The sequence below is a fragment of the Vibrio syngnathi genome (genome assembly GCF_002119525.1).
GTDB classification, from domain to species: domain Bacteria; phylum Pseudomonadota; class Gammaproteobacteria; order Enterobacterales; family Vibrionaceae; genus Vibrio; species Vibrio syngnathi.
The window spans coordinates 229,497-254,975 of sequence record NZ_CP017917.1; the positions used below are offsets into that span (position 1 = coordinate 229,497).

The following is a 25,479-nucleotide window of genomic DNA, read 5'->3' on the forward strand; positions in this document are numbered from 1 at the left end:
TCTTTTAACTGCAAAAACAATAACTAGAGAAATTACTAAATTTTTGAGGTAATTAGCTGAGCGTCACGTTATGTCTCGTTTATGAGATGGAGGGGTGAGAGCCGGTTTTGATGTGTTTTGGAGAGTTATTTCTTTACGATCAATGCATACAATGTTCTAGCAAACGAGAGATAAAGGGATAAATTTTCTGTGATCTCTATCCTTATAAAGTACTTTCGCGGTATCATGTCACGTTAAATTAATTTTATTCAATACCATCATGACTGGAGAGTCCTTTGCACTTTAAAGATTTAGGCTTAGATAACCGCTTACTGAAGAACTTAAAACATTACGACTTCAAGAAGGCGACAGAGATCCAATCAAAAGCGATCCCTGTTGCTATTGCCGGTAAGGATCTATTGGCTTCATCAAAAACGGGATCAGGAAAAACATTGGCGTTTGTGTTGCCGATGATACATAAAGCATTAAAAACAAAAGCTTTTTCTGCTAAAGATCCTCGTGGTGTAATTTTGGCTCCTACTCGTGAGCTAGCAAAACAAGTTTATGGCGAGCTGCGTAGCATGCTTGGTGGTCTATCTTACGAAGCGACACTTATTTTGGGTGGTGAAAACTTTAACGACCAAGTTAAGGCTCTGCGTAAGTACCCTCGCTTTATTGTTGCGACTCCAGGCCGTCTTGCGGATCACCTTGAGCACCGCTCACTGTTTTTAGATGGTGTTGAAACGCTGATCCTTGATGAAGCTGACCGTATGCTGGATTTAGGTTTCGCACCTGAATTGCGTCGTATCGCGAATGCAGCTAAACACCGTCGCCGTCAAACGTTGATGTTCTCTGCGACACTTGATCACGCGGAAGTGAACGACATTGCAAATGAAATGCTAGATTCGCCTAAACGAATCTCAGTGGGTGTTTCTAACGAACAGCACCTTGATATCACTCAGAAGTTTTACCTATGTGACCATCTAGATCATAAAGAAGCAATTCTGGATCGTGTTATTGAAGAAGCTGAATACCGTCAGGTGATGATTTTCACGGCAACTCGTGCTGATACTGATCGCCTAACCGAGAAGCTAAACGAGAAGAAGCTTAAAGCGGTGGCATTGAGCGGTAACCTAAACCAAACGCAACGTAATGCAATCATGAGCCAGTTCGAGCGTGCGGTTTACAAGATCTTGGTAACAACAGACGTTGCTTCACGTGGTATTGATATTCCAAACGTAAGCCACGTTATTAACTTTGACATGCCTAAGCATACAGAAGAATACGTGCACCGTGTTGGTCGTACTGGTCGTGCGGGTAACAAAGGTGATGCAATCTCTTTGGTTGGTCCAAAGGATTGGGATAGCTTCAAGCGTGTTGAGCTTTACCTTCAACAAGATCTTACCTTCTCGGTACTTGAAGGACTAAAAGGTAAGTTCAAAGGTATTAAGCCGCGCAAACCTGCTTTTGCTAAAGGCGGTCCTGCGAAGAAGAAAACCAACACTCAAGCTAAGAAAACGCCGAAAAAACCGGTTAAGCGCGATAAGAGCTTCCATAAGAATGTGGCAGTGGGTGATACCGTATTTATCCCTAAGAAGAAAGTTGCGCCAAAAACTGACGACGAGTAATCAACTCGCGTGAGCTAAAAGATTATGTTTATAAAAACAGATTTTTATACAAGCTAGCGTAAATAAAAACCGCCTATGAAGGGCGGTTTTTTTGTATCTGGTTTCTGCACCTGAGAGGTGTTGTCTCAGGTTACAGAGTCATTCGAAAGGCTTTAGAAATCAAAGGTTGAGAATGAATACGCTAAGATATGGTCGGCAATGTATTTGTGGGTGGCGGTCGTTGGGTGTGTTACTCCCCAGAAGACATAGCTGTCTGATCCGTGCGCTGCGCAATCATTGGTTAAGCTGTGACTTTTTAGGTAGTCGGCTGCTGAGCTTCTATTGATATTAAGACAGGCATCACTCGCGTTTCGAAAGCCATGTTGCTCTGGATTATCGGTAATGCTGGCGAACAACGCACTCGCATCAAACAACACCACGTTTTTACCCATACTTTGGTAATACTCGGCCTGCGTCTTGATGAATTGGTTGAACTCTAAAATCTTGCCACGAACTTTAACAATCTCTTGTTCAGTTGAGTATTTGAATTGAGGTGCTTTGGTTGCATCGGGCAAGGTGAACAGCAGGATATTGTTTGCACCAGATTCCGTTAAGCGGATCAAAGCGCTGCTGAAATCGGCCTTTACATCGGCCACTTCTCGGTTGTAGTTCATAAAGTCATTGAGGCCAAACTCTAAAGTAAACAACGAGTTTTCTGGGCGGTAGTTTTTGGCGATTTTCATATAGGTTAAGTAAGAGGTGACTTGGTCATATACTCCGGTTAATGCGACGTATTGATTGGTGCCAGCTGCCCCACCTACTGCCCAGTTATAAAGAGGCACATCTTTCGCCTTGGCTAAATACTCTGTCCAGACTAAACCGTTTGAAAAGTGCCCTAAAAACCATGAGTTAGCGTTCGGGAAAACCCATTGAGAACCGTTAAATAGGTTACCAGTGTCAGAAAGACTATCACCGAAGGTGACGATACGGTTGATGGTGTTCGCTTGGACAATGTTGTCATTTGTCCAAATCGAGTGGTTATAAGAGAAGCGATTGTCTGCTGCAAAGTAAGTGATGTCTGCGGCGTCATGTTGGATGTCGAGCGTCTGTTCACAACGTTGCTTGATTTCAGGCTGGGGCGTATCACTGTAAAACATGTTTTTGAAAGAAACAGAAGACCACCAGTATCCATTGATTGTGTAGTAATCACCATTTTCCTTTTTCGCCCATTTCCAGTCGGTGGCTGGAGAGTCATGTGAGGCATCGGTTCGATACCAACATCGAACATAAGAATAGGTCTCTGAACCTTGTGTACTAAGTACTTGTGCGGATGTAATGGATTCAGGTGTCGGTATTGAATCTTCAGCTGCATAAGCACCAAAAGGCAGGGTTAACGCGAGTATAAAAGCCGTATTTTTCATCACTGTATTCTCTTTTATATTTAGTGAGCCAAACAAAACGTTGTTGCTTGTGACTGATTTAATAACTGAATTGCTAATAACTGGTATGACCTATATCTAAAATCAATAACTCTCGTCAATACATTCAGTTTGTTAGCGGCTCATAACTGGCATCAGTGTCAAAGTTCCAACCACTTTTTGATTGAAAAACAATGGCTTCGAAATGAGATAGCTAATATCTAACATTTGATTTTAACGAACTATCGCAGGTAAACACGTCGTCATTGACCGGTACGGGATGATTTGTCTATTGAACGCTTAAATGAAAACGTTATTAGAAGGGGGGGAGGTAAATTTTAATTTAATCAATGATTTAATTGTTCGTTATTTCAAGCTATGTTGCATTTCTAATGTTCATCGCAACTGTTTAATTCAAGTTCGCCATCACAAAGATCAAGTTGCCACTTTTTATTTTATAAAATAAGCATCTATGTTCTTTCTTACTCATCAGAGGTCTAATCTGTTTAAGGAAAGAGCATTGAAAAAGATATTAATTTGGACGATAGCCTGCCTATCCAGTTTTGGCGTATATGCCGGAACAAGCGCATCAGCATTAGAAACCAGCGGATACACTGCAACGAAATACCCTATTATGCTGGTACACGGTTTGTTTGGTTTCGATACATTAGCAGGCGTGGATTACTTCTATGGCGTACCGGAGTCTCTAACTAAAGATGGTGCTAGCGTATACGTTGCTCAGGTTTCTGCTACCAACAGTTCCGAAGTTCGTGGTGAACAGTTACTCGCTCAAGTAGAGACATTGTTAGCCGCAACAGGCGCAAGTAAAGTGAATTTAGTTGGTCATAGTCACGGTGGTCCTACTGCGCGCTATGTCGCATCGGTTCGACCTGATCTTGTTGCCTCGGTGACGAGCATTGGTGGTGTTCATAAAGGATCTAAAGTGGCTGATCTCGTTCGCGGAACGGTATCTGAAGGGTCAGTTTCAGAAGGTATCGCGGTTAAATTGGCTGGTGGATTGACGGCGCTTATCAACCTGTTATCTGGTGGAACGGATCTTGACCAAGATGGCCTTGCGTCTCTTGAAGCGTTGACCACTGAAGGTTCGCTTGCGTTCAACCAGTTTTACCCTGAAGGCGTGCCGACGTCTGAGTGTGGCGATGGTGAATGGCAAGCCAGCAACGGTGTCTATTATTATTCATGGACAGGGTCTTCCACTTTTACCAATCTTCTTGATCCTACTGACGGAGCGATGACCATCCTTGGCTTGGCCTTCAATGAACCTAATGACGGGTTAGTGGGAGCATGTAGCGCGCATTTGGGCAAAGTGATTGGTGATGATTACAAAATGAACCACCTAGACGAGATTAATGGGTTGTTGGGTATCCATCATCTCTTTGAGACTGATCCCGTGACCTTGTATCGCCAACACGCCAATCGATTGAAGTTGGCCGGTTTATAGATCACATAGTCATTCTTAAAGAGAGCAAGGAAAGCACAATGAAAAAGACCGCTATTTTGTCGATAACCACGATAGCCCTGATGAGCACAGCGGCGGTCTTTTTATATCTAAAGAACGAGGATACCAGTCCATATAATAACAACGAACACAGCGCTTCTTCATTGAAGGTTAGCTCTCAACAAGACACCGAAATCGACAATGCATCAGCCAAAGACATGATGGAATATTTCGTGTCAGGCAATACCGAATTAACCCTTGAAGATATCCGTGACAATGTGGCAAAACACCACGAGCAATCACAGGTCGCGATCGTTGATGAGGCACTGTTTGCCAAATATCTTGAGTACAAGTCGGCACTGACATCATTAGATGTCCAATTTGATACCACCTCAATCTCCGCAGAGGACCTACGCGCACTGAATCAAGCTCTCCTCGATCTTCAAGCGCAGTTTTTCAGTGAGAGCGAGATAAGTATTTTGTTTACCCATGACAACAGAATGAGGGAAATCGCTTTAGAAAAGTTACTTCTGAAACAAGAAGGGCTAGACGAGTCAGAATATCAGCAAAGGCTTGAGTCTTATCTATCTGAACAGCCAGATTACGTTCAAGCCAGTCATCAAAATCAGGTGTTATTGCAGCAACTATCTAGCTCTAAGGGCTTAGATGAACAAGGCTGGTACTTGAAGAGACACGAACTGGTTGGCGAAGAAGCAACACAGAGGCTCGAAGCGCTTGATCAACAAAGGGCGGACTTTGATGGAGCTTTAGAAATTTACTTTGTTGAACGAAATGACATTTTGAATGACTCTGCACTCTCTGACATTGAGCTACAAGAGACTATCGCGCAGCTTCGGACTACGCATTTTCAGCCAAAACAACTTCGCAGAGTCGAAGCGATTGAAAGAATCAGAGCCGCTAAGAGCGATCATTAATCTCCAGAAATTAAAAAAGCCAACTACTGATGACTCAATAGTTGGCTTAATAATGAAGCTCGGTTACTGCAATCTATACATGGTAAGTAAGTGCTTACAGTTTAAGGCTTAAATTTTGTATCCTAGAGCCTATACCATAAGCCGTTACAGCTGAACCTTAAAGCTTATTCGCCCTTACCCCTTAAACCTTAAAGAAGCCTAACTGCTGCTTTTGTTGCTCTGCGAGGTTTGATAACTCTTGGCTTGCAGCAGCAGCTTGGGTAATGCCTGTTACGTTTTGGCTTACTAAGCTGTAGATGTTTGAGATATTGCGGTTAATGTCTGAAGTTACTTGGCTTTGCTCTTCTGCAGCAGAGGCGACCTGGGTATTAATTTCAGTGATATCCGTTACTGAGTTAGCAATGCCTGAAAGTGCAGAGCTTACCTCACCCGCAAGTGTCTGGTTATGTTCCAGCATAGACAGCGAACTGCTCATACTCTCATTTGCGTTACCAGATTGAACCTGCAAGCCTTCAATGATGGTTTGGATTTCTTTGGTCGAATCTTGTGTACGTGCTGCTAGCATTCTCACTTCATCAGCTACAACCGCAAAACCACGTCCGCTTTCACCTGCACGAGCGGCTTCAATGGCGGCGTTAAGCGCAAGAAGGTTAGTTTGCTCTGAGATGCTTTGAATAACCTCAATGACATTACCAATCTTCTCTGAGTGCTCTTTTAGCGTGCCAACAACGTTCGCAGCTTCGCTAAGCTGAATCGCCATTTGCTCGTTTGCTTGGTTACTTTCATTAAACAAGCTCATGCTGTGTGTCGCCATTTCGTCAGCTTGCTTAGATGCGGAGTCGGCTTGTACTGCATTTTCGTTGACGTTTGCTGCTGTGCTCTCAAGTTGATTCACGGCAGAAGCAACTTGTTCCACTTCTTGCTTCTCTTGGTCTGAGTTCGCACTTGATTGTGTCATTACAGCAGCTAGTTCAGTCGATGCTGACGCAACTTCGATGCTGATTCGAGACAGTGAACTTACCGTGTCACGCAATTGCTCAACGGATTTGTTTACGTCTTGCGCAAGACGTGAGATCTCATTGTCTCCATGTTCTTCGGCTTTTACTAGCAGGTTACCTTTTGCTACTTCGCGCATGGTTGCCTGAATATTGTTGATTGGTTTAACAATGATGCCAGCCAGTGTCCAGCTAATAACAAGAGCAATAGAAAGAATCACTAAAAGCCCAATAGTCGCAGTATTTAGGGTGCTAGTGTGTTGCTGACCATTGGTATGGACTTGTTGAGTAGCAAGCAAGTTTAGCTTTTTAGAAAGACTGTCGATTGCTTTTACCATTTCATTACCAGCATGGCGGTATTGGTCAATTGCCGTTTGGTAACGAGTATCAAAGTCAGAAGGTAGCACTGAATTACCGTGTTTTGCCTTTAACAGGGGAAGCATGGTATTGCGTGAAAAGTTAACGTAGTGGTCCATCGCCTTGCTCATTGCTGCGACTTCATCTTGCATTCCGGGCACTGTGTCTAATGAGCTCAGTAGGCGTGAGTTTTGATCGCGTTTTTGATTAAGCGTTTCAACGAGTGTGTTTACGTCATCAGGATTGAACAAGCTGTAGATTGCTTTGATACGCATGCCGTAACTATTGTCGACGATTTCGCTGAGTTCTTCTTTATGTAAAATGAGTTGATCTGTTGCTGTTGATACATCTTTAAATGCGTTTTCCAGCTTGTCACCCCCGATGATGACACCCGTCAAAAGTAATACGACGGAAAAGAGCACTGGAATAAGAATTTGTATTTTAATTGATAAGCCACTGAGAAGTTGGCGCATGTATTGTCCCTCTAAAAATAAGTAAATGGGTAGATGCAATTGCTTTTATTATAATTATCCAGTGATTCTAACTATTGAGAATGACAATTCAATCAGTAATACATTCGATTTAGATATATGCGATAGATAATCGATAAAATAAGGTTATTTATTGTGCAAAATGAGCATTTTTCTATATTTCTCTATGGCTTACCCGTTCTGGGTGGCTGTGCGGTAATTGGTAATATTCGGTGTTGGTGGAATGTTGAACGATTTGGGTTAAATAGATTGAAATAAATGTTTAACGTTTATGAGTTATTTAAACTTATTGCTTCAAGGTTATTTGACACGAAAAAAGACGAAAATAAATGTCAGCTGTCATATAGGCTTCAATTTAATGAAACACAACTGTCACATTCAGATTCTAAAGTGGGCACCGTTCAAGTTAAACACAACGGCAATAACGCCACTTAAGGAAATTTGTGATGAAAAAGACAGTTATCGGTGCAATCGCTCTTTTAGGTGCACTAACAGTGACTCCAGCTTCAGCTAAAGAAACTATTTCAGCAGTTGGTTCAAGCAGCGTGACGCCACTGATGGAAGTTTTCTCTGAAACATACATGAAAACGAATTCAAACGTATTTATCGAAGTACAAGGCCCAGGTTCGTCTGCTGGTGTTAAAGCGGCGAAGAACGGCAGTGCAGATTTAGGTATGTCTTCTCGTAACCTTAAAGATAGCGAGAAAGAAACAACACTCGTTGAAAAAGTGGTTGCTCGTGACGGCATCGCAGTCGTGGTTAACCCTAAGAATGGCCTTGACGGTCTAACGGCTGAGCAAGTAACGGCTATCTACAAAGGTGAAGTAACAAACTGGAAAGACGTTGGTGGTGCAGACAAGCCAATCGTAGCAATCACTCGTGATACAGCATCTGGTACTCGCGGTGCATTCGAAGACATCATGTCTCTTAAAATGAAGATTTCTGGCACGAAAGTATCAGCAATCTCTCAACGTGCTCAAGTTGCTAACGGTAACGGTGCACTAAAAACAATGGTTGCATCTAACCCTTACGCAATCGGCTATATCTCTTTAGGTACAGTAGATAACTCAGTAAACGCGCTTGCAATTGACGGTACTGAAGCATCTGTAGACAACGTTAAGAACGGTTCTTACAAAGTAGCTCGTCCTTTCCTAGTACTTTACAAAGAAGGTAAGCCTTCTTCTGAAACTCAAAAGTTCCTAGATTGGATGCTAACGGACGAAGCTCAGTCTCTTGTTGAGAACAAAGGCTACATCTCAGTTAACTAATCTATATCTAAATTAATTAAATATTGCTCAGCCTACCTTTTCAGGCTGAGCCTTTTCTATCCCACTTCGAGTTAATCCGTACGCTTAGACAGCGTGTTAAGGATTTCGATATGTGAGACTTGTTATGACCATCGCAACGAATAGTGAACAGCTTATGAATAGCGAAGCGACTCAACTGAAACGCGGCTTACGTAAAAAGAAGCGCGTAGATTGGAAAGAGCGTATTTTTCACGGCTTATTTCTTACTAGCGCAATCATCGGCATCGTATCCCTTGCTGTTATTGCTTTTTTCATCGTTAGAGAAAGTATCCCTGCATTCCAAGAAGCGGGCCTATCGGGCATCGTTCTAGGGCAGAACTGGCTCCCACCAGCACTTTACGGTGTTGCTACCATGATTGTGGCATCTGTCGTATCGACATTAGGTGCGGTAGTGGTCGGTGTGCCGATTGGTGTATTAACGGCAATCTTTATTGCTGAAATCGCACCAAAGCGTCTGGCGGACATCATTCGTCCTGCTGTCGAATTGCTAGCGGGTATTCCTTCGGTAGTTTACGGCTTCTTCGGCCTCGTTATTATCGTTCCCCTTATTCAAAATGTATTTCAAGTGCCCGCGGGTAACACGATTTTGGCGGGTATTATTGTACTGGGTGTGATGATCCTTCCTACGGTAATTACGGTTTCTGAAACCTCAATCCGTGCTGTACCAAGAACGTACAAAGAAGGTTCTTTAGCGTTAGGTGCTTCAAAGATCTTTACCATTTTTAAGTTGCTCGTTCCGGCTGCTCGCTCAGGTATTATGACGGGCGTGATTTTGGGTATTGGCCGTGCTCTTGGTGAAACGATGGCAATCATTATGGTGATGGGCAATGCGCCAGCGATGCCTGAAGGTATCTTAGATTCAGCTCGTACACTAACCGCGAACATTGCGATTGAAATGTCTTACGCGAGTGGTATTCACGCAAGTGCGTTATATGCGACGGGTGTTGTTCTCCTTGTTTTCATCATGTCTCTGAATGCAATTCTCCTTTACTTGAACCGTGAGAAGGCGAGGTAACATTATGTCTTTAGAAAATAACGTAGCACCTCAAGCTAACTCTACGAATTCGCAAGGTAAGACGATGAATAAAATCGCGTTAAAGAAAGCCCGCGCACGTAAAGACGCCGTTCTGAGTGGTTTTATATGGGCTGCTGCCGCGTTAACGGTGGGCTTCTTGTTCTGGATTATGTGGTACATCCTCTCAAACGGCTTACAGCATGTTGATTGGAATTTCATCACGGATGATTACACGCGAACGGGCGATGAGCACGGTATTTTCCCGATGATCATCTCGACGATCTACATGGTTATTGCTTCGATAGCGGTTGCGGCGCCTCTTGGCATCATGACGGCAATCTACCTGACTGAATACGCAAAAGTAGGCAGTCGCTTAGTTAAGATCATTCGATTTTGTACCGAGTCATTAGCAGGTATTCCGTCAATCATCTTCGGTCTGTTTGGTATGACATTTTTCGTGGCTATTTTAGGTTTAGGTTTCTCTATCCTATCGGGCGCGTTGACACTGAGTATCTTGATTCTTCCAGTGATTATTCGTACTACTGAAGAAGCGTTGATGGCGGTATCTCAAACTTATCGTGAAGGCTCATATGGTTTAGGTGCTTCTAAAATCTACACAATCTGGCGTTTGATTCTACCAAGTGCAATGCCGGGTATTATCACTTCAGTTATTCTGAGTATTGGCCGTGTTATTGGTGAATCAGCGCCAGTATTCTTGACCGCAGGTATGGTTGCTCGTATCCCAGATTCACTATTGGATTCTGGCCGTACATTAACCGTTCACTTATATAAGCTAACGACGGAGCTATTTACCATTGAAGAATGGAATCAAGCATACGGCACAGCAACAGTACTGATTGTTCTTGTACTGCTGATCAACACACTCACGAAGTTGATCGCAAGACGTTTTAATACTGCAACTTACTAAGCAGGGTTTTCTTGAGCCAAATGAGCTCCTAAAACAAAAACAGTACAGACTTTGACGAATTACGAGATTACCAATATGAACAAATTTAATATTAAAGACCTAGACCTTTTTTACGGCGAAAACCAAGCGCTTAAATCAATCAATCTACCCGTACCAGAGCGCCAAGTGACCGCTTTGATTGGCCCGTCGGGTTGTGGTAAATCAACGCTATTACGTTGTTTGAACCGAATGAACGATCTTATTGAAGGTGTAAAAATCACCGGCCTTCTTGAGATGGATGGCGACAACATCTACGGCAATATTGATGTGGCTGATCTACGTATTAAAGTCGGTATGGTTTTTCAAAAACCAAATCCATTTCCAATGAGCATCTATGAAAACGTGGCATACGGACTACGTGCTCAAGGTATCAAAGACAAAAAGCACATTGATGAAGTGGTTGAAAGTTCACTTCGCGGTGCGGCGCTTTGGGATGAAGTGAAAGATCGTCTGAAAGCACACGCATTCGGTTTGTCTGGTGGTCAGCAGCAACGCCTGTGTATTGCTCGCACCATCGCAATGCAACCAGACGTAATTTTGATGGATGAACCTACTTCAGCACTTGATCCAATTGCGACTCATAAAATTGAAGAGTTGATGGAAGATCTGAAGAAGAACTTCACTATCGTTATCGTAACGCACTCTATGCAGCAAGCCCGCCGTATTTCAGATCGCACGGCTTTCTTCCTAATGGGAGAGCTTGTAGAGCACAACGAAACCAGCGTTATCTTCAGCGAACCAAAAGATGATCGCACTAAAGGTTATGTAAACGGTGATTTTGGTTAATTGCTTAATCGATAACGTGGTCAATACCACTAACTGAAACGCAGGTTAGGTAATCGATTCGATTTACAGAATTATCACTATAACTATAAGCGATGGAAGTTTTGCCCCACTTTAGGTGGGGCTTTTTTATGCTGTTAAAAAGCATCACATGTCGACGAAATTTTGGGCAGGAAATCCCATTTTTGTAGTCCTTCTCATGCTTGTGATAATGCAAAAGGTCAAATTGCGACCCACTTAACATCTCATTTTTAGTTACATTGATTGCATATCAAGGCTTCTGTATTTTTGCGTTATTCTTATTAGCCAATGGACCAACGCCGTGCATGTTAAAGCCTTTGCAAAACAGATATCTGCTACGCGTGATCACCGTTTATTGGCTGAGTCTCTGTTTGACTACCTGATTAAAATGCTTGGTCCCCAAGGGGTCGGAATATTTTCAGAGCCAATACCAGAAAGTGACCCGTCACCGTTGTTTTCCTACGGTGAATTAACCTCTCTTGATCATTACCCTTCAACATTTTGGCCCTGGGTTTCACAGTTCGACACTGCAGACGGTGTGTTACCGATGTCGCTCAATACGTGCAAGTGGGAGCACAGTAAAGAGCTTGGTGGAGAGTCGTTCATCATGATGCTCGACAACGCACCAGCCTGTAGAACTTATTTAATTATTCAAAATTGCATCGCAGAAAAAGTTAATCAAACCTTTGACCAAGGGCTGGATGGCCTTCAATTAGCGGCAGCTCGCTGGCAGTGTATTCGCGCAGAAAAAAATGCAGCTATCGAGATTAAGCATAGGGATACACGTGAAGCGCAATATCTTGATGAAATTAAGCTTCGAGAGTTGTTTGTCGAGAATATGAAATTGGTTCATCAGGTGGCGTTGGAGCTATCGAACCCTGAATCATTGGATGCACTCTACAAAGCATCGGTAGAGGCGGTACGCGATAGACTTGGTTTTGATCGCGCCATATTTATGTTGCTTGATATGAAAAAGCGTTGCTTTAGTGGCACCTACGGCACCGATGAACTAGGAAAAACCAACAGCGAACATCACACTCAATATGACCTGCATCAGCTTGAATCGGAATATATCGAGGCATTGTCTGACAACCACACTAACTTGGTCGTTATTGAACATGCTCCGCTCTACACTGAAGGTAAGGTTGTAGGGCAAGGGTGGAATGGCATGCTTATCTTGCGTGAAGGGGATAAACCCGTAGGTTGGATTGCTATGGACAACTACATGCACCGCTCGCCAATTACCAATTACCAAAAGCAGATGCTTGAATCGTTCGGCTCTCTGCTGTCTCAGATATACATTCGTAAACGCCAAGAACTGAACATCCGAATGCTGCATTCGAGTATGGTTGAGTTATCTCGCTGCGATAGCGTCAGTGCCGTGTGCAAGTCTGCAGTCAGTTTTGCTATTCAGCACTTAGGCATCGACCGATTAGCCGTTTTCCTTACCGACAAGAATTGTAGCTATATGCAAGGTACATGGGGCACCGACATAAAAGGCGATATTGTCGATGAATCCTATTATCGCTCTGAGCTAGTCGAGCGCGACATTGTATCTGCGGCCCGTACTTGCCCTAATCAAGTTGCTTTTGAAGAATCGGTCCCAATTTATCATGATTATAATATTGTCGGAGTTGGCTGGACGGCAATGACGATGCTTACCACGAATACCGGTGATCCTATTGCATTTATTGCTGCAGATAATTTGCTAACACGAAGCCCTTTAACTTCACAACTGCGTGAAGTGATACGTATCTTCGCCTCTAGCCTTGCTGAAGTATTGCAAAGAACCATGGCGCAAGAGGAGCTCAAAAAGCTTAATGAGACGCTAGAGCAAGAGGTCAGTAAGCGCACTCAAGAACTTGAACGAGCCAATGAGCAGTTGGATATCATCTCTAAATTAGACCCGCTAACACGTCTTGGAAATCGGCGTATGTTGTCGCAGGTGTTAGATGATCTAAATTGCGACGATCAAGGGGCGTTTGCCATACAACATGAAGTTACATTCGGATTGATACTCGTCGACCTTGATCATTTTGGTTTGTACAACACGGTTTATGGGCATACAGAAGGTGACGCTGCTCTGCGTACCATCGGCAAGATACTCAATGCCCATGTTCATAGCGATAAGGAAACCTTTTGTCGTATTGGTGGTGAGGAGTTTATGCTGTTGATGATCGGTACCAATCACGCAACAACAAAGCAGCGTGCAGAGTCGATTAGACAAAGTATTGAAGATGCAAAAATTCTTCATTGTAAAAGCAGCACTAGTCAATATTTAACCGCATCTGTGGGTTATGCGTCGATCACTTCGGATCAGCGCCAGTTCGATTTTGATTTGTTGTATGGCAAGGCTGATAAGGCTTTGTATAAGGCGAAAGATTCGGGACGAAATACGATTGTCTCTGCTTTGAAGCGGAGAAAGATTGCGACTACGCTTTCTTAGTTCTTAGTTCTTAGTTCTTAGTTCTTAGTTCTTAGTTCTTAGTTCTTAGTTCTTAGTTCTTAGTTCTTAGTTCTTAGTTCTTAGTTCTTAGTTCTTAGTTCTTAGATTTTTACTTAAACTTCTTATTAAATCGCTCCGATTTGGCTTTCTCGCTACTCTTACCTTCTCAAAAACGAAGCCGTGGTAATCAAAGAGTGATTGCCACGGCTTCGGTCTGTTATTTACTACGATTGATGTAATTAGAGTTTCTCTAGTGTGCTTTTATTCGTTTTACTAGAGATACGCTTTGGTTTCTTAATCGTATTGATTGCCACTTTAGGATCCCATACTTGGCTTGCTGAATTGGTTTCACCATAGAGACTTTGATTGAGCTTCGTTAGCTCGACTTCAATTGCCTCTAATGTTTCATCACTTAAGTCTGGATTTTCTGTTTTCCATTGCTCAAGCAGGGTTCTGGTTATTACACCATCTTTCGCTTTCAGCGCCTCAATAAGAGCGTCTGCCGTATCTGATTGATGTGGAACTGGGCGTTTTGGTTTTACTGCTGCACCGCGGCGTGACCAGAAGTAGAAAGCCATCACTGAGCTAATCACCCACAAGGCTGCGAACAGAGCAGTGAGATAAGGCCAGAACCCCGGGCTATCAACAGTCACAACTGTCGGGCTGACTTGCGGGGCTGGTGGTGCTGTAGTTGGGGTGGGGCTAGAAGTCGCGCGGTCGCTAGCTTGTACCGACAATTCTAAGCCAAGTGCTTTACTGGTTTGTTCCGATTGAGTGTCGGTGTTGAACCAAGATTGGGAAACATCAGGAAGCGAGATATTTCCAGCCTCTTTCGGAATCAAGACTTGCTTATAAACCACCACAGCATCACCAGACTGGGTTGTGCCAAATTGCGGTTTCTCTTCATAAACACGTATCGATTTAGGGTAGGTGATGTTCAGTTTCGGCAGTTGGTGTTGTGTTAAATTACTCGCCGTCATTGTGATGGTGCGAGTTAGAGAATCGCCCGCTTCCAATTCAAAGCTCTGCTTATTGTTATCGAAACCATTGCTGTCAGTTAGCTCATTGCCTTGGCTGTCTGACCATTTCTGTAGCAGCTCGAAGTCAGAGGTTGGTAACCACTCACCTTGATAGCCTTTTGGTACAGGATTGACGGTGACATCCAAGCTTTCAACAGGCGTATCGAGCTGGAAAAGGCGAGTTTTGCTTGAGTTGTTGGTTGAGTAAACAACAGCCCCTGTTAACTTCGGGCCAAGCAGTTCAAATTGCCCTGCTTTTTGCGATGAGATGCGAAAGGACTGCTGAACAACCGTCACTTCTTTTCCGTTGATAACGTCTTGAAACTGTTTCGACTCACCGATGGGCTCCACGTCCAAATTTGATGAGTTTGGTAGAGAAATTTGGGGATCTTGTAATCTTCTTGGATCTGCTTTGATAATGAGCTTTACATCAAGCTCGGCGACTTCTTGTGGATACAAGATGTTTTTGCTGAGATTTAATTGGAACTCCGCCATATCACTCTGCTTTGGAGCGGCTTTATTAATCGAAACGTTGATGGTGATAGGTAGGGTTTTCGCACCTTCAATATCAAAGCTAGGTATTTCTAATCGGCCTAATCGAAGTGGGGCAAGGGTGATATTCCATTCGCTAGATACGGTGCGACTGCCATTGACGATTCGCATCGATGAGCCAAAGTTTGGTCTACCAACATAGAAATTCTGTTGGAGAGCCGTTAGATCTAGAGCATCCGAAGAGACCTTTTCATCGGTTGCGACTCTGAGTAGGAACACTTCATCTTTAGTGACGCTGTTTTGTGAAACGCTCGCAACGGCAGTTGCTGCCAATGCAGAGAAGGACGAGAAGGCGCCCAACAACAAAGTCAGGAGTATTGAGAAAAATGGCTTGTTTAAAGATCGCATGGTTACCACTTTTTGTTTTGGTTGTTAGGAGCACTTTTTTGTCGTGCTTGTAAAATCATTTGGGCTTTAAGCAGTTGGCTCGGATCACGGGCGCTTTCTACTTGCTCAAGCTTTCGCATATCCGGATCACTCGATAGCGGCTTATCTGAGGTTTGTGCTACAGCTTGTTGAGCATCGTCTTCACCTTTTTCACTTGAAGCTTGTTGTGCGCTCGTACTTTGAGGTGTCGACCCATCTTGCTTCTGTTCTTGTGACTGCTCGGCTTTACTTGGTTGCTTAGACTGTGCTGCTTGCTCTTTTTCTTCCTCACTGGCGTTTACATCCGGTTGCTCTTTAGCTTGCCCTTGGTCTGTGCTTTGAGATTGGCTGTCAGCTTGGTTCTGCGAGTTTTCATTATCTGCAGAACCTTGCTGACCTTGCTGACCTTGCTGATTTTGTTGGTCGTTTTGGTCTTTGGATTCAGAATCGCTTTGCTGTTGCTGTTGCTGTTGCTGTTGCTGTTGCTGTTGCTGTTGCTGTTGCTTCTGAGCTTGTTCGACAATCTCTAAGTTCTTCTTCGCGTAAGCATGTTCAGGGTTGCTTTCGAGAATACGTTGATACTCTTCAATCGCTTGGTCGTACTTGCCTTGCTTTGCTTGTGCATTGGCGAGGTTGTAGCGAGCATCTTCGCCAGAAAGACCTTGTAGCGTCTGTTCGGCCGCTTCGAAATCACCGGCTTTGTATTGCGCAATGCCTTTCCATTCTTGCTGTTTGAACTGTTCTGCGGCTTGTTGAAAGTCCTCATCTTGATAAAACTGATAACCGACTTGATCATCGGTTTTCCAAGGATTCGCAAACGCAGTATTCGGCTGGCTGAACGATACAAGCACAGCTAAGCCACACCAAATGACTCCTTTTCGAAACAGGCCAAGTGCAGGAAGTAGCAGAAACGGCAATAGCCAGAAACCGTTGTTGACTCTGGTGTTGAGTGAGTTATTGGTTTTAGTCACCTCTGACGTTGTCGCAACTCGGTCGAGGTAACTTGCGATGTGCTCAACGTCTGAGTTATCAAATTGCACTTCAGTGAACGTGCCACCAGAGCGACGAGTCAGGTCGCGCATATTGCTTATGTTGGTTTTCGCAACCACGGTTTGCCCTGAGTCAGTTTGAAGCATTGAGCCTGTTGGCAAAGAGATTGGTGCGCCACTTTCTGTGCCTACAGCCAACACTGATAACGTCCAATTGCTGCCAGAGAGTAGCGAATCGATCTCTTTCTTCTCTTGAGCATCGATATCATCGCCAATCAGTACCAGATCTCCTTGATAGATATGAGCACGAGTCATCATCTCAACCGCAAGCTTGACTGCTGATGCAGCATCACCGCCTTGGTAAGGCATGATCTCCGGAGACAAGTTCGGCACTTGGTTCTTGATGGTGTTGATATCAGACGTTAGCGGACTGATGGCGTAAGCATCGCCAGCGTACGCCACCATTCCGGTTAACCCTTCCTTCCACAATGAAAGTAGATCCAGAGCCTTGTATCGGGCTTGTGTTAAACGATTCGGTTTAATGTCAGTGGCATACATAGACATCGACATATCCATGATCACAACTCGTGCCTGTGTTTTTTCAAAGCTTGGTTGTTCGTTTTTTTCAAAGCTTGGACCAGTCAATGCGATGACGCCCACTAACCACCAAACACCGAAATAAGTGCTGCGGTTTTTCGATGGCTTGCTCGATTCAGGTGCCAAATAACGGGCGATGTGTGACGCCAATAACCCTTGCTTGGATTGTCTCTTGCTAAGCCACCAAATAGCGGGTAGCACGGCAAGAGCCAAGAACCAATATGGGTAGATAAAAGTAAAGTTAGACATTGTTTCTCCTAATGGCTAACAGCATAAATGCGAAGAACATTGCCGCAGACAGAGGCCAGACAAACCATTCTTGTTGTGGTCGCCAGATCTTAGTGGTATTCGTCACAGGCTCTAACTGATTGATGGTGTCGTAAATCGTTGCCAGTTCTTTGCTGTCTCGAGCTCGGAAGTACTGACCGCCAGTGCGTTTAGCGATTTCCATTAGCGTACGCTCATCCAAATCTTGAGCAGTATTGACCTTACGAGTCATGAAGAACTCTTTGACCATCATCTCGCCGGCACCGACACCTACGGTGTAAATCGTCGCGTCGTATTTATTGGCAATATCTGCGGCTTCTAATGGGTCTAATACCCCGGCGGTATTACTGCCATCACTAAGCAGGATCATCACTCGTTGAGGAGCGTTGCTGTCGATAAAGGTTTTGGTAGCGAGGCCAATACCATCACCAATCGCAGTTTGAGTACCAATCAGTTTTAACACCGCTTGATTGAGCTGTTGTGAAAGCGTACTTCTGTCTAGCGTAAGCGGCGTCTGCAAGTAGGCGTGATCGGCAAACAGCACAAGCCCAACTCGGTCGCCTTTACGGCGCTCAATAAAGTCACTCAATACATGTTTCACAGCCGACAAGCGGTCGATATATTCGCCATTGAACTGCATGTCTTCTTGGCTCATCGAGCCAGAGAGGTCGACAACCAGCATCAAATCACGATGCTTCGGCTGAAACTCAACAGGTTCGCCATACCAAACTGGACGCGCGCTTGCCGTTACTAGCAGAAGCCAAATAATCACTGACAACGTCTTTGGTAAGCGACTGCTAGGTGTTTTGGTATGACTGTCTTTGGGCAAAAATGGAAGCCTTAGAGCACTGCTTGATTCTGACTTTGGTGAGAACAAGTAAACAAGGAGTGGTAATGGCGCTAGGAAAAACATCCACCACCAAACAAACTCGATATTTAGTAAGTTCTTGCCTAGAAACATAGAGTTTAAAAGATCACTCATAACGACCTCGCTTTGGAGGAAGGGCTTTACGAAGCCACATTTCACAGTCGTCAACTAATTGCTGTTGAACCTTGCGCTGTGCGTCATTCATTGAAGTTGGATCTTGATAAAGCGACTGTTGCCATTGGGCTTGTTTTTCTACAAACAATGGATTTTTTAATTGCGCATCTAAGAATTTCAACCAATCATCACCCGCTAAGCCTGCGACTTTTTCGCGTGGGAAATAACTCAGCGCTGCTTGACGAACGATGTCTTGAGCAGTGCTCGGAGACAAGGCATTTGAAGACTGGTTGTTATGCAAGCGAGCAAGGGCTTCTTGCTTCGCCTGTTGATTGATTTGTCTGCGTTTTACCATGAAAAACACCAAGGCGATCAGAGCGGTGGCCGTGATAATCAATGCCCACCAACCCCACGCTAAAGGCCACCAAGTCGGTGCGTCTGGTGCAATGACAGGGCTTAAATCTAAGGGCTGACTCATGACTGAGCTCCTGATATCTGGCTCATTAATGATTGTGCACTCGACAGAGAGCTATAAGGTATCGCGAGAGACAACCCCATCTGTTGTAGCTGCTGTTTCTTTAACGAAAACGCATGGTTAAGTTTTTCCTTTTCTTTATTCGAGGAGAAGTTAAACCATTGAGTTTTGTTACCATCGGTGACCTGTTTAGAACCTTTATAGGCGGTTTCACCTTGCTCTAGCGGATCGTAGAAATGCACCAAGCGTACTCGGTTGTGCCTGCGAATTTGGCTGACAAGTGAGTAGTCACTTTCTTGGTAACGCACAAAGTCACTGAGGATAATAATATCGCTGCCTTTTGGGCAAAGGTGCTGAAGAGATTTGAGCCCTTTGTCGAAGGTGGTGCTATTGAAAGCTTTGCTATCACTGTCTTGGCGAGTGAGCGCTGCATTATTGATTTCTATGACTTTCTTAAGAATGCGTAATGGCGCGTGATTACTCGCACTGGGCTTAATTTCAACGATCTCTTGGCCAGTATCAATCACAGCACCAATCCGGTCTTTTTGAGCGACGGTTAGCCAGCACAGTTGGCTGGCAAAGTGCGCGAGTTGAACCGACTTAAGTAGCAAGGTTGAGCCGAAAATCATACTGCTCGACAGATCTAAGAACAAAATCACAGGCTGTTCTCTTTCTTCAGAAAACAGCTTGGTATGCGCCTTGCCTGTTCTCGCGGTTACGCGCCAATCAATGCTGCGGATATCGTCGCCCGCCTGATATTGACGAACCTCAGAGAAATTCATCCCGCGACCTTTACGGTTGCTCTCATGTTGACCGTTAAGCTGCGACCAAAGGCTCTTGGCTGGAGGCAACCAGCGAACAGACTGCGCTTTATATTGCAGCAGTTCGTCTAGATTTAACGTGACGCCGTCACTATGGTTGGGTAATTGATTATTCATGCGCGAGTCACCTAGGCGCTACCAACCAACGAGATAAGGTGTGCGATCACTTGGTTTGCAGTGACCCCTTCAGCTTGTGCGTGGTAGCTGCGCAGTAGACGGTGGCGTAACACAGGGAATGCCATCGCTTGAACATCTTGTGGAGTAACATAGTCTCGACCAGCTAACCAAGCATGTGCGCGGGCGCAGCGGTCTAAAGCAATAGTCGCTCGTGGGCTGACACCCATATCTAACCATTGATCAAGTTGATCACTGTATTGCTTAGGTTGGCGAGTCGCCATAACCAGTCGAATAATGTACTGCTCGATGGTGTCTGCCATGTGAATGTTGAGCACTTCTTGGCGCGCTTCAAAGATCGTTTGCTGAGATAGCTCTTGTGGCTGAGTTGATTCGTTGCCTTGAGCTTCACCACGGTTGAGTCGCAGAATCTCGAGCTCACTTTCCATGTCAGGATAAGCCACTTCTAAATGCAGCAAGAAACGGTCTAATTGAGCTTCTGGTAGCGGGTAAGTACCTTCCTGTTCAATCGGGTTTTGCGTTGCCATTACCAAAAACAAATCGGGCAGTGCATAGGTTTTACGACCTGCCGTGACTTGCTTCTCAGCCATCGCTTCTAACATCGCGGCTTGCACTTTCGCAGGAGCACGGTTGATCTCATCCGCGAGAATTAACGAGTTAAAAATCGGGCCAGACTGGAAGGTGAACTCTCCCGTTTCTGGGCGAAATATATCGGTACCCGTTAAATCAGCAGGTAACAAATCTGGCGTGAATTGAATACGGTGGAAGTCTCCCTCGACACAGTCAGCCAATGATTTTACTGCGCGAGTTTTTGCTAGCCCGGGAGGCCCTTCAACGAGGATATGACCATCGGCCAAAAGGGCGATCATCAGCTGCTTAACGAGCTCTTTTTGACCAATGATTTGAGACTCTAGATAGTTTTGAAGGACTTCGAAATTTGTTTTGTGCATTTTGGACTCTCTGGGTATCCATTTGATTTTTATTTTGAGTATTGGTCACTGATTACTAGGAAAAAGTTCCAGTACGTTTGCGGAATTTATTTTTTCAAAATTGGAATTATTTACAAGAGGTTAACGAGAAAAAACATCAATCAGTAGTTTGTACCATACCAATCGATTTTTATATATCAAAGCTTCAAGGCTCTGCCGTTGTGCGTTGTTAGTGAAACTTAATTACTCAGATAACTAAAGCGAATAGTTAACTTTCGGTGCATTAACCTTGCTAATTGTTTCCGCTAAAGAATAAAGGGTTTCGTCGTTTCACCATGTTACAAATTTTTGCGATATTCCCCTCTAGTTTAATGGAGGGGTGCCGATACATAGCTGAGGGAGTGCATTGCTGGTTGAAGTGCACCCGAAAAATCCTTTTCAGGATATATAAATAACAAGCGATTCTTTTTAAAGGTCCAAATATGTTGAAAACTAACTCTTTGAGTATTAAACAAAAAGTGGTACTCGGAATTACCTTCGCGGTTCTTGCATCTACGGTGATTGTCGGTGCGATGGCACAAAAGCAAGCAAGAGATGTTTTGAGTCATCGATTAGTCGATATTGAGCTTCCGGGAATGTTAGAGCGAATTAATGGTGAAATTGACCGTGAAGTCTCTCAGCTATTGTTAGCTGCGGAACAAATTGCTTCAAATGAATTCATTTCTGACGCTATCGAATCGACCGATCGCGATGCAGTGTTAGAGAGCAAGTTGGTAAAACAGTTGAACAATGTTCGTAACCAATACCAGCTAAATGATGCCTCAGTAGCGAACCGTCAAACGGCCTACTACTGGAACCAAGATGGCTTCTTGCGTCAACTCAATCAACAACAAGATGGTTGGTTCTTTGGCTTTACGCAATCTGGCCAGCAGACAATGGTCAGTATGTTCCAAGAAGCGACTGGCGAAGTGAAAATGTTCGCTAACTACCAACAGCCTTCTGGTTTGGCGATGTCTGGCTTATCGAAATCGATGGGTGACATGGTAAGCCTACTTAATAGTTTTAAGATTGAAGATACAGGTTTTGTCTTCTTGACGAATAGCCAAGGTGATGTCCAAATTCATCGCGAGCGTTCGCTCGGTGATTCATCACTTCAACAACTTTACGGTCCTCAATCTAGTCAGTTGTTAAACAAGTCAGGATTTAACTTGATTACAACGGAACATAAAGGACAAGAGTTGTTTGTCGCGAGTTTGTATGTGCCGTCAATGGATTGGTTCGTTGTTGGTGAAGTTCCGACGAGCGAAGTTTTTGCTGAGCTTGATGCAACCGCTAAACAGATGCTGATCATGACCGCTGTTGTGGCGCTAATCTTTATTCTGATGGGCGTAGTGCTAGCAAACAGTATTACTCAGCCGATTAAACTTTTAGCTAAGCGATTCGGTGACCTTGGCGAAGGTGACGGCGATCTCGCTCAGCGTATCGAAGTGAAAGGCAACGATGAAATTGCACAGCTTTCAAAGGGCTTTAATGGATTCATCGAAAAGATTCACGAGTCGATGAAAGAGGTGTTCTCTACAAGCCAAGCGCTTCAAGTCGCTGCTGAGAGTGTTTCTAATAAGGCGCACATCACCCACGACAATAGCCAAGAGCAACGAGATCAAACTCTTCAAGTAGTCGCTGCTATTAACGAAATGGGTATGACAATCAGTGAGATTGCATCGAATGCGGCAACCGCAGCGGAAACGGCAACGCAGGCTTCAGGTAATACTGAAGTCGGCCGCACTGTGGTTAATAAAGCAAAAGACGCGATCAGCCGCCTAGCACAAGACATCGAAAGTACAGGTCAAGTGGTAGAGCAGTTAGCTTCAACGACTCAAGACATTGGTTCTATTTTGGGTGTAATTCGTGACATCTCTGAACAAACCAACCTACTAGCTCTGAACGCGGCTATTGAAGCTGCGCGTGCGGGTGAACAAGGTCGTGGTTTTGCCGTTGTAGCTGATGAGGTTCGTAACCTAGCAAGCCGTACCGCAGATTCTACGGAAGAGATTCAGAAGATGATCAACCAACTGCAAAGCGATGCTAAAGATGCCGTAACGGCTATGAGTGCGGGTAAAGTGATTACACTTGAAGGCGTATCGGCGTCGGATGAAGCGGTGGACGTACTGGGTGGCATTTCAGACCGTATCGTTGATATCACTGACCGTAACACTCAAGTGGCAACGGCAACGGAAGAGCAATCAACCGTAGTTCACACCATCAACCAGAACATTGAAGAAATCAACGCAATCAATGAAGTGACAACGGGTACTGCTGAGCAGCTTGCTGAAGCGAGCCAAGAACTTCAACAGCTTTCTTCTCGCCTAGATAAGATGGTTGGTTCGTTTAAGCTTTAATAGCCAATAAACTTACAGAACTATAATTGGAGCCGGATTCATTTCACGTGAATCCGGCTTTTTTACGTGTGATATGTTTGTTCGTTTGATAGGGCTCTTTATGTTTGTTAGGCAGTTTATGTTTGGTATGGCTTTTATGCCTGATGCTGCTTGTTACGTTTGGTATCGCTTTTTACGTCGAACGTCGCCATTCAGACCGCAGCTTTGCATTTAAGCTGACGTTCACTTGATCTGGTTTCGGGCTTTGCACTTAATCGCCCTAGCATCATAGAGCGTAAATGAGTAAAATCTGATTAGGTTTAATATTTAGGTAAGTATCATGAGCGATTTTGAAAAAGAACTAGAGCAGATGACTCAAGAGGTGGGCGATGAGCCTGAAGTGAAACTTCCATCACTTGAAGAGCAAAAAGCGATCGTTGCTGAATTTAAGCGACTAGAAGCGGAAGGCAAACTGACACCTGAAGTGTTAGAACAGCATTTTGGCCAGTTCAATAAAACAAGTGATACGCCAATTCACTAAGTTCTAAGTTCTAAGCTTAAGGCAATTTCATTTTGTCTAGATAGAGTGGAATGAACAGTTGGGCTTAGCCTGACTACACAAATCAAGGTCTAACCATTGCTATAATGCCGTTCGGATAAGCATTACTGCTTGAATCTGAACGGATATTTGGCTGGGACAAAGAGGACTGAACGTGGAAACGTTCGGTCCTTTCTTTTATCTGGAAGAATGAAGTGACTCAAACTTTCTCTCATCCTTTTCAGTTTTACAGGTAAAGTTCCGTCTGGACTTAAAGCTAACCAACGTAATTGCGCATCAATAAGGTTAATTGCGGCGGTAAAACTGACCCTAGTCGCTCGAACCCCGGCTTCTGAAGCTATCTTAACCATCTCTAATCGCACTAAGTTATAGGCAAGTAATACGCCCCAAAGCTCTTGCTTCACACCGGCAGAAAAACGACTTCGTAAAGTGACGTGACTTTGAAGTTGAGTCTGTTTAATTTCACCATAACCCTCTTCAATCTCCCAGCGTTGCCAATAAATACGCAGCAGGCTTTCTAGCGAGTATTTGCTAGGGTCTGTAAGTGAAGTAATAAAACCTTTTATCTCACCTTTTGGCTCTTGATATAGGACTAATCTGGCTTCCCAACGTGCGGGTAGATTCGGATTCTGCCGTTGAGCTTGAGGAGAGATAGGCATTGAGATAAGCATGTCGTTCTCCGCATATTTCTCCAACACTTCATAGCGTAGTTTACGTTTTACAGGCATTAACCAGTGGGCATTTTCAGCACTCTCTTGCCAGGACAGTAAAAGGTCTGCCGAGAAATAACAACGATCAAATAAGGTCAATGAGTGTGCGGGGATGTCATTGAATAGGCGCTTAGCTAAGGTCGTTTCACCGACATGACAACCATCAAAAGCCGCCCCCATAATCATTCGAGTTTCTGTTGACATCAAAGCGACTAAACGAAGTTGAGGGTAAGGTTTCAATTTTTTGGAGATGAACCCAAATTCTTCAGCGTTCTCTGGGGAATCTTGGCACCGAAATGTTGTTCCATCGACAGCAAGAACATTAAGTTCTAAGTCTTTGTCTTGTTGAAGGATATCTCCGTTCCAAGCCTTTACCGTTGTGTGAAACAGAGCCGCTAACGGACTCTCATCTAGACGTCGGCGTGAATCAGTTAGGACACTGGGTGCAACACGAGACCAGCTATCTTCAGGTTTAGGCTGAAGTGCAATGTCTAATGAACTGCATACCTCTTTGATAGACATGTTGCGTTGCAGCCCCATCCAAATAACTAACCAGACAGCTTGCTGAGCGGGAAGTCGGCGTCGTCTTATGCTCGCTTTATTGGTTTCAAGAAGAGCTTGTTCTATCCACTCAATCTGAATGGCGTCGACGACAGATTCATAATTGTCGGCATCTTCAATGGTCTCGTGTGCCATTGCTAATTCTTGTTCAAGCATAAAAAATCCCCATCAACGTTGTTGATGGGGATTATCTGCTAACTGCAAGATCGTTCAAGTCTTCTTAAACGATCGGCATTATAACCATTGCTAGGCCTTTTTTATTGCCGCTCGAAAAAGCTAACTGAGCGGTGCGCAAAATTAAACAATCAAAGCGAAAGTAGTTGGCGCCTTTAAACAAAAAAATCCCCCTTACTTGGTAA

General features: G+C 44.2%; 19 protein-coding genes. 10 read left to right on the top strand and 9 right to left on the bottom strand.

Going from position 1 to position 25,479, the window contains the following annotated elements:
* The first annotated feature begins 275 nt into the window (after positions 1–275).
* Positions 276–1,607 carry a DEAD/DEAH box helicase gene (locus K08M4_RS15950; protein ID WP_009845828.1) on the top strand — a complete coding sequence of 444 codons (1,332 nt, stop codon included), beginning with the start codon at positions 276–278 and terminating at the stop codon, positions 1,605–1,607.
* Between the two features lie 152 nt (positions 1,608–1,759).
* Here the strand turns inward: K08M4_RS15950 and K08M4_RS15955 are convergent, their stop codons facing one another.
* Positions 1,760–3,007, bottom strand: a complete 1,248-nt coding sequence (locus tag K08M4_RS15955) for an SGNH/GDSL hydrolase family protein (protein ID WP_086050588.1) — start codon at positions 3,005–3,007, stop codon at positions 1,760–1,762.
* A 517-nt stretch (positions 3,008–3,524) separates the two neighbouring features.
* Between K08M4_RS15955 and K08M4_RS15960 the strand changes: the two genes are divergently transcribed.
* Positions 3,525–4,466 (top strand): lipase family alpha/beta hydrolase, encoded by a 942-nt coding sequence (locus K08M4_RS15960; RefSeq protein ID WP_086050589.1) that lies wholly within the window; start codon positions 3,525–3,527, stop codon positions 4,464–4,466.
* Between the two features lie 38 nt (positions 4,467–4,504).
* A complete protein-coding gene (locus K08M4_RS15965) occupies positions 4,505–5,398 on the top strand; it encodes a lipase secretion chaperone (RefSeq protein ID WP_086050590.1) in 894 nt (297 codons plus the stop codon).
* A gap of 181 nt (positions 5,399–5,579) precedes the next feature.
* On the opposite strand, the gene K08M4_RS15970 is transcribed toward K08M4_RS15965, so the two are convergent.
* The gene (locus K08M4_RS15970; RefSeq protein ID WP_086050591.1) at positions 5,580–7,223 is read right to left on the bottom strand and encodes a methyl-accepting chemotaxis protein; all 1,644 of its coding nucleotides are present in this window, start codon (positions 7,221–7,223) and stop codon (positions 5,580–5,582) included.
* Positions 7,224–7,687: 464 nt separating this feature from the next.
* Here K08M4_RS15970 and K08M4_RS15975 point away from each other — a divergent pair, with 464 nt between their 5' ends.
* The 5 genes from K08M4_RS15975 to K08M4_RS15995 all read left to right on the top strand — a co-directional run bounded on the left by K08M4_RS15975 (position 7,688) and on the right by K08M4_RS15995 (position 13,780).
* Positions 7,688–8,509 carry a phosphate ABC transporter substrate-binding protein gene (locus tag K08M4_RS15975; protein WP_086050592.1) on the top strand — a complete coding sequence of 274 codons (822 nt, stop codon included), beginning with the start codon at positions 7,688–7,690 and terminating at the stop codon, positions 8,507–8,509.
* Between the two features lie 124 nt (positions 8,510–8,633).
* On the top strand, positions 8,634–9,563 hold the full coding sequence (pstC, locus tag K08M4_RS15980) for a phosphate ABC transporter permease subunit PstC (RefSeq protein ID WP_009845821.1): 930 nt from the start codon (positions 8,634–8,636) through the stop codon (positions 9,561–9,563).
* Between the two features lie 64 nt (positions 9,564–9,627).
* A complete protein-coding gene (gene pstA, locus K08M4_RS15985; RefSeq protein ID WP_012600195.1) occupies positions 9,628–10,491 on the top strand; it encodes a phosphate ABC transporter permease PstA in 864 nt (287 codons plus the stop codon).
* A 75-nt stretch (positions 10,492–10,566) separates the two neighbouring features.
* Positions 10,567–11,316 carry a phosphate ABC transporter ATP-binding protein PstB gene (pstB, locus tag K08M4_RS15990; RefSeq protein WP_009845819.1) on the top strand — a complete coding sequence of 250 codons (750 nt, stop codon included), beginning with the start codon at positions 10,567–10,569 and terminating at the stop codon, positions 11,314–11,316.
* A 319-nt stretch (positions 11,317–11,635) separates the two neighbouring features.
* The gene (locus tag K08M4_RS15995; RefSeq protein WP_086050593.1) at positions 11,636–13,780 is read left to right on the top strand and encodes a sensor domain-containing diguanylate cyclase; all 2,145 of its coding nucleotides are present in this window, start codon (positions 11,636–11,638) and stop codon (positions 13,778–13,780) included.
* A gap of 239 nt (positions 13,781–14,019) precedes the next feature.
* Here K08M4_RS15995 and K08M4_RS16000 read toward each other — a convergent pair whose 3' ends face one another.
* The 6 genes from K08M4_RS16000 to K08M4_RS16025 are packed head-to-tail and all read right to left on the bottom strand — an operon-like array spanning position 14,020 to position 20,933.
* On the bottom strand, positions 14,020–15,699 hold the full coding sequence (locus K08M4_RS16000; RefSeq protein WP_086050594.1) for a BatD family protein: 1,680 nt from the start codon (positions 15,697–15,699) through the stop codon (positions 14,020–14,022).
* A gap of 2 nt (positions 15,700–15,701) precedes the next feature.
* Entirely contained in the window at positions 15,702–17,552 is a 1,851-nt protein-coding gene (locus tag K08M4_RS16005) for a VWA domain-containing protein (protein ID WP_086050595.1), read from the bottom strand.
* Positions 17,545–18,552: a vWA domain-containing protein gene (locus K08M4_RS16010; protein WP_086050596.1), complete on the bottom strand. Its 1,008-nt coding sequence runs from the start codon at positions 18,550–18,552 to the stop codon at positions 17,545–17,547. The genes K08M4_RS16005 and K08M4_RS16010 overlap by 8 nt, the downstream gene beginning before the upstream one ends.
* Positions 18,545–19,030, bottom strand: a complete 486-nt coding sequence (locus K08M4_RS16015) for a DUF4381 domain-containing protein (protein ID WP_086050597.1) — start codon at positions 19,028–19,030, stop codon at positions 18,545–18,547. The genes K08M4_RS16010 and K08M4_RS16015 overlap by 8 nt, the downstream gene beginning before the upstream one ends.
* Positions 19,027–19,965, bottom strand: a complete 939-nt coding sequence (locus K08M4_RS16020) for a DUF58 domain-containing protein (protein ID WP_086050598.1) — start codon at positions 19,963–19,965, stop codon at positions 19,027–19,029. The genes K08M4_RS16015 and K08M4_RS16020 overlap by 4 nt, the downstream gene beginning before the upstream one ends.
* A gap of 11 nt (positions 19,966–19,976) precedes the next feature.
* Positions 19,977–20,933, bottom strand: a complete 957-nt coding sequence (locus K08M4_RS16025; RefSeq protein ID WP_086050599.1) for an AAA family ATPase — start codon at positions 20,931–20,933, stop codon at positions 19,977–19,979.
* A 461-nt stretch (positions 20,934–21,394) separates the two neighbouring features.
* Between K08M4_RS16025 and K08M4_RS16030 the strand changes: the two genes are divergently transcribed.
* Positions 21,395–23,311 carry a methyl-accepting chemotaxis protein gene (locus K08M4_RS16030; protein ID WP_086050600.1) on the top strand — a complete coding sequence of 639 codons (1,917 nt, stop codon included), beginning with the start codon at positions 21,395–21,397 and terminating at the stop codon, positions 23,309–23,311.
* A gap of 319 nt (positions 23,312–23,630) precedes the next feature.
* Positions 23,631–23,831: a restriction endonuclease subunit S domain-containing protein gene (locus K08M4_RS16035; RefSeq protein WP_086050601.1), complete on the top strand. Its 201-nt coding sequence runs from the start codon at positions 23,631–23,633 to the stop codon at positions 23,829–23,831.
* A 122-nt stretch (positions 23,832–23,953) separates the two neighbouring features.
* On the opposite strand, the gene K08M4_RS16040 is transcribed toward K08M4_RS16035, so the two are convergent.
* On the bottom strand, positions 23,954–25,276 hold the full coding sequence (locus K08M4_RS16040; protein WP_086050602.1) for an IS4-like element ISVbsp1 family transposase: 1,323 nt from the start codon (positions 25,274–25,276) through the stop codon (positions 23,954–23,956).
* Positions 25,277–25,479: the final 203 nt, after the last annotated feature.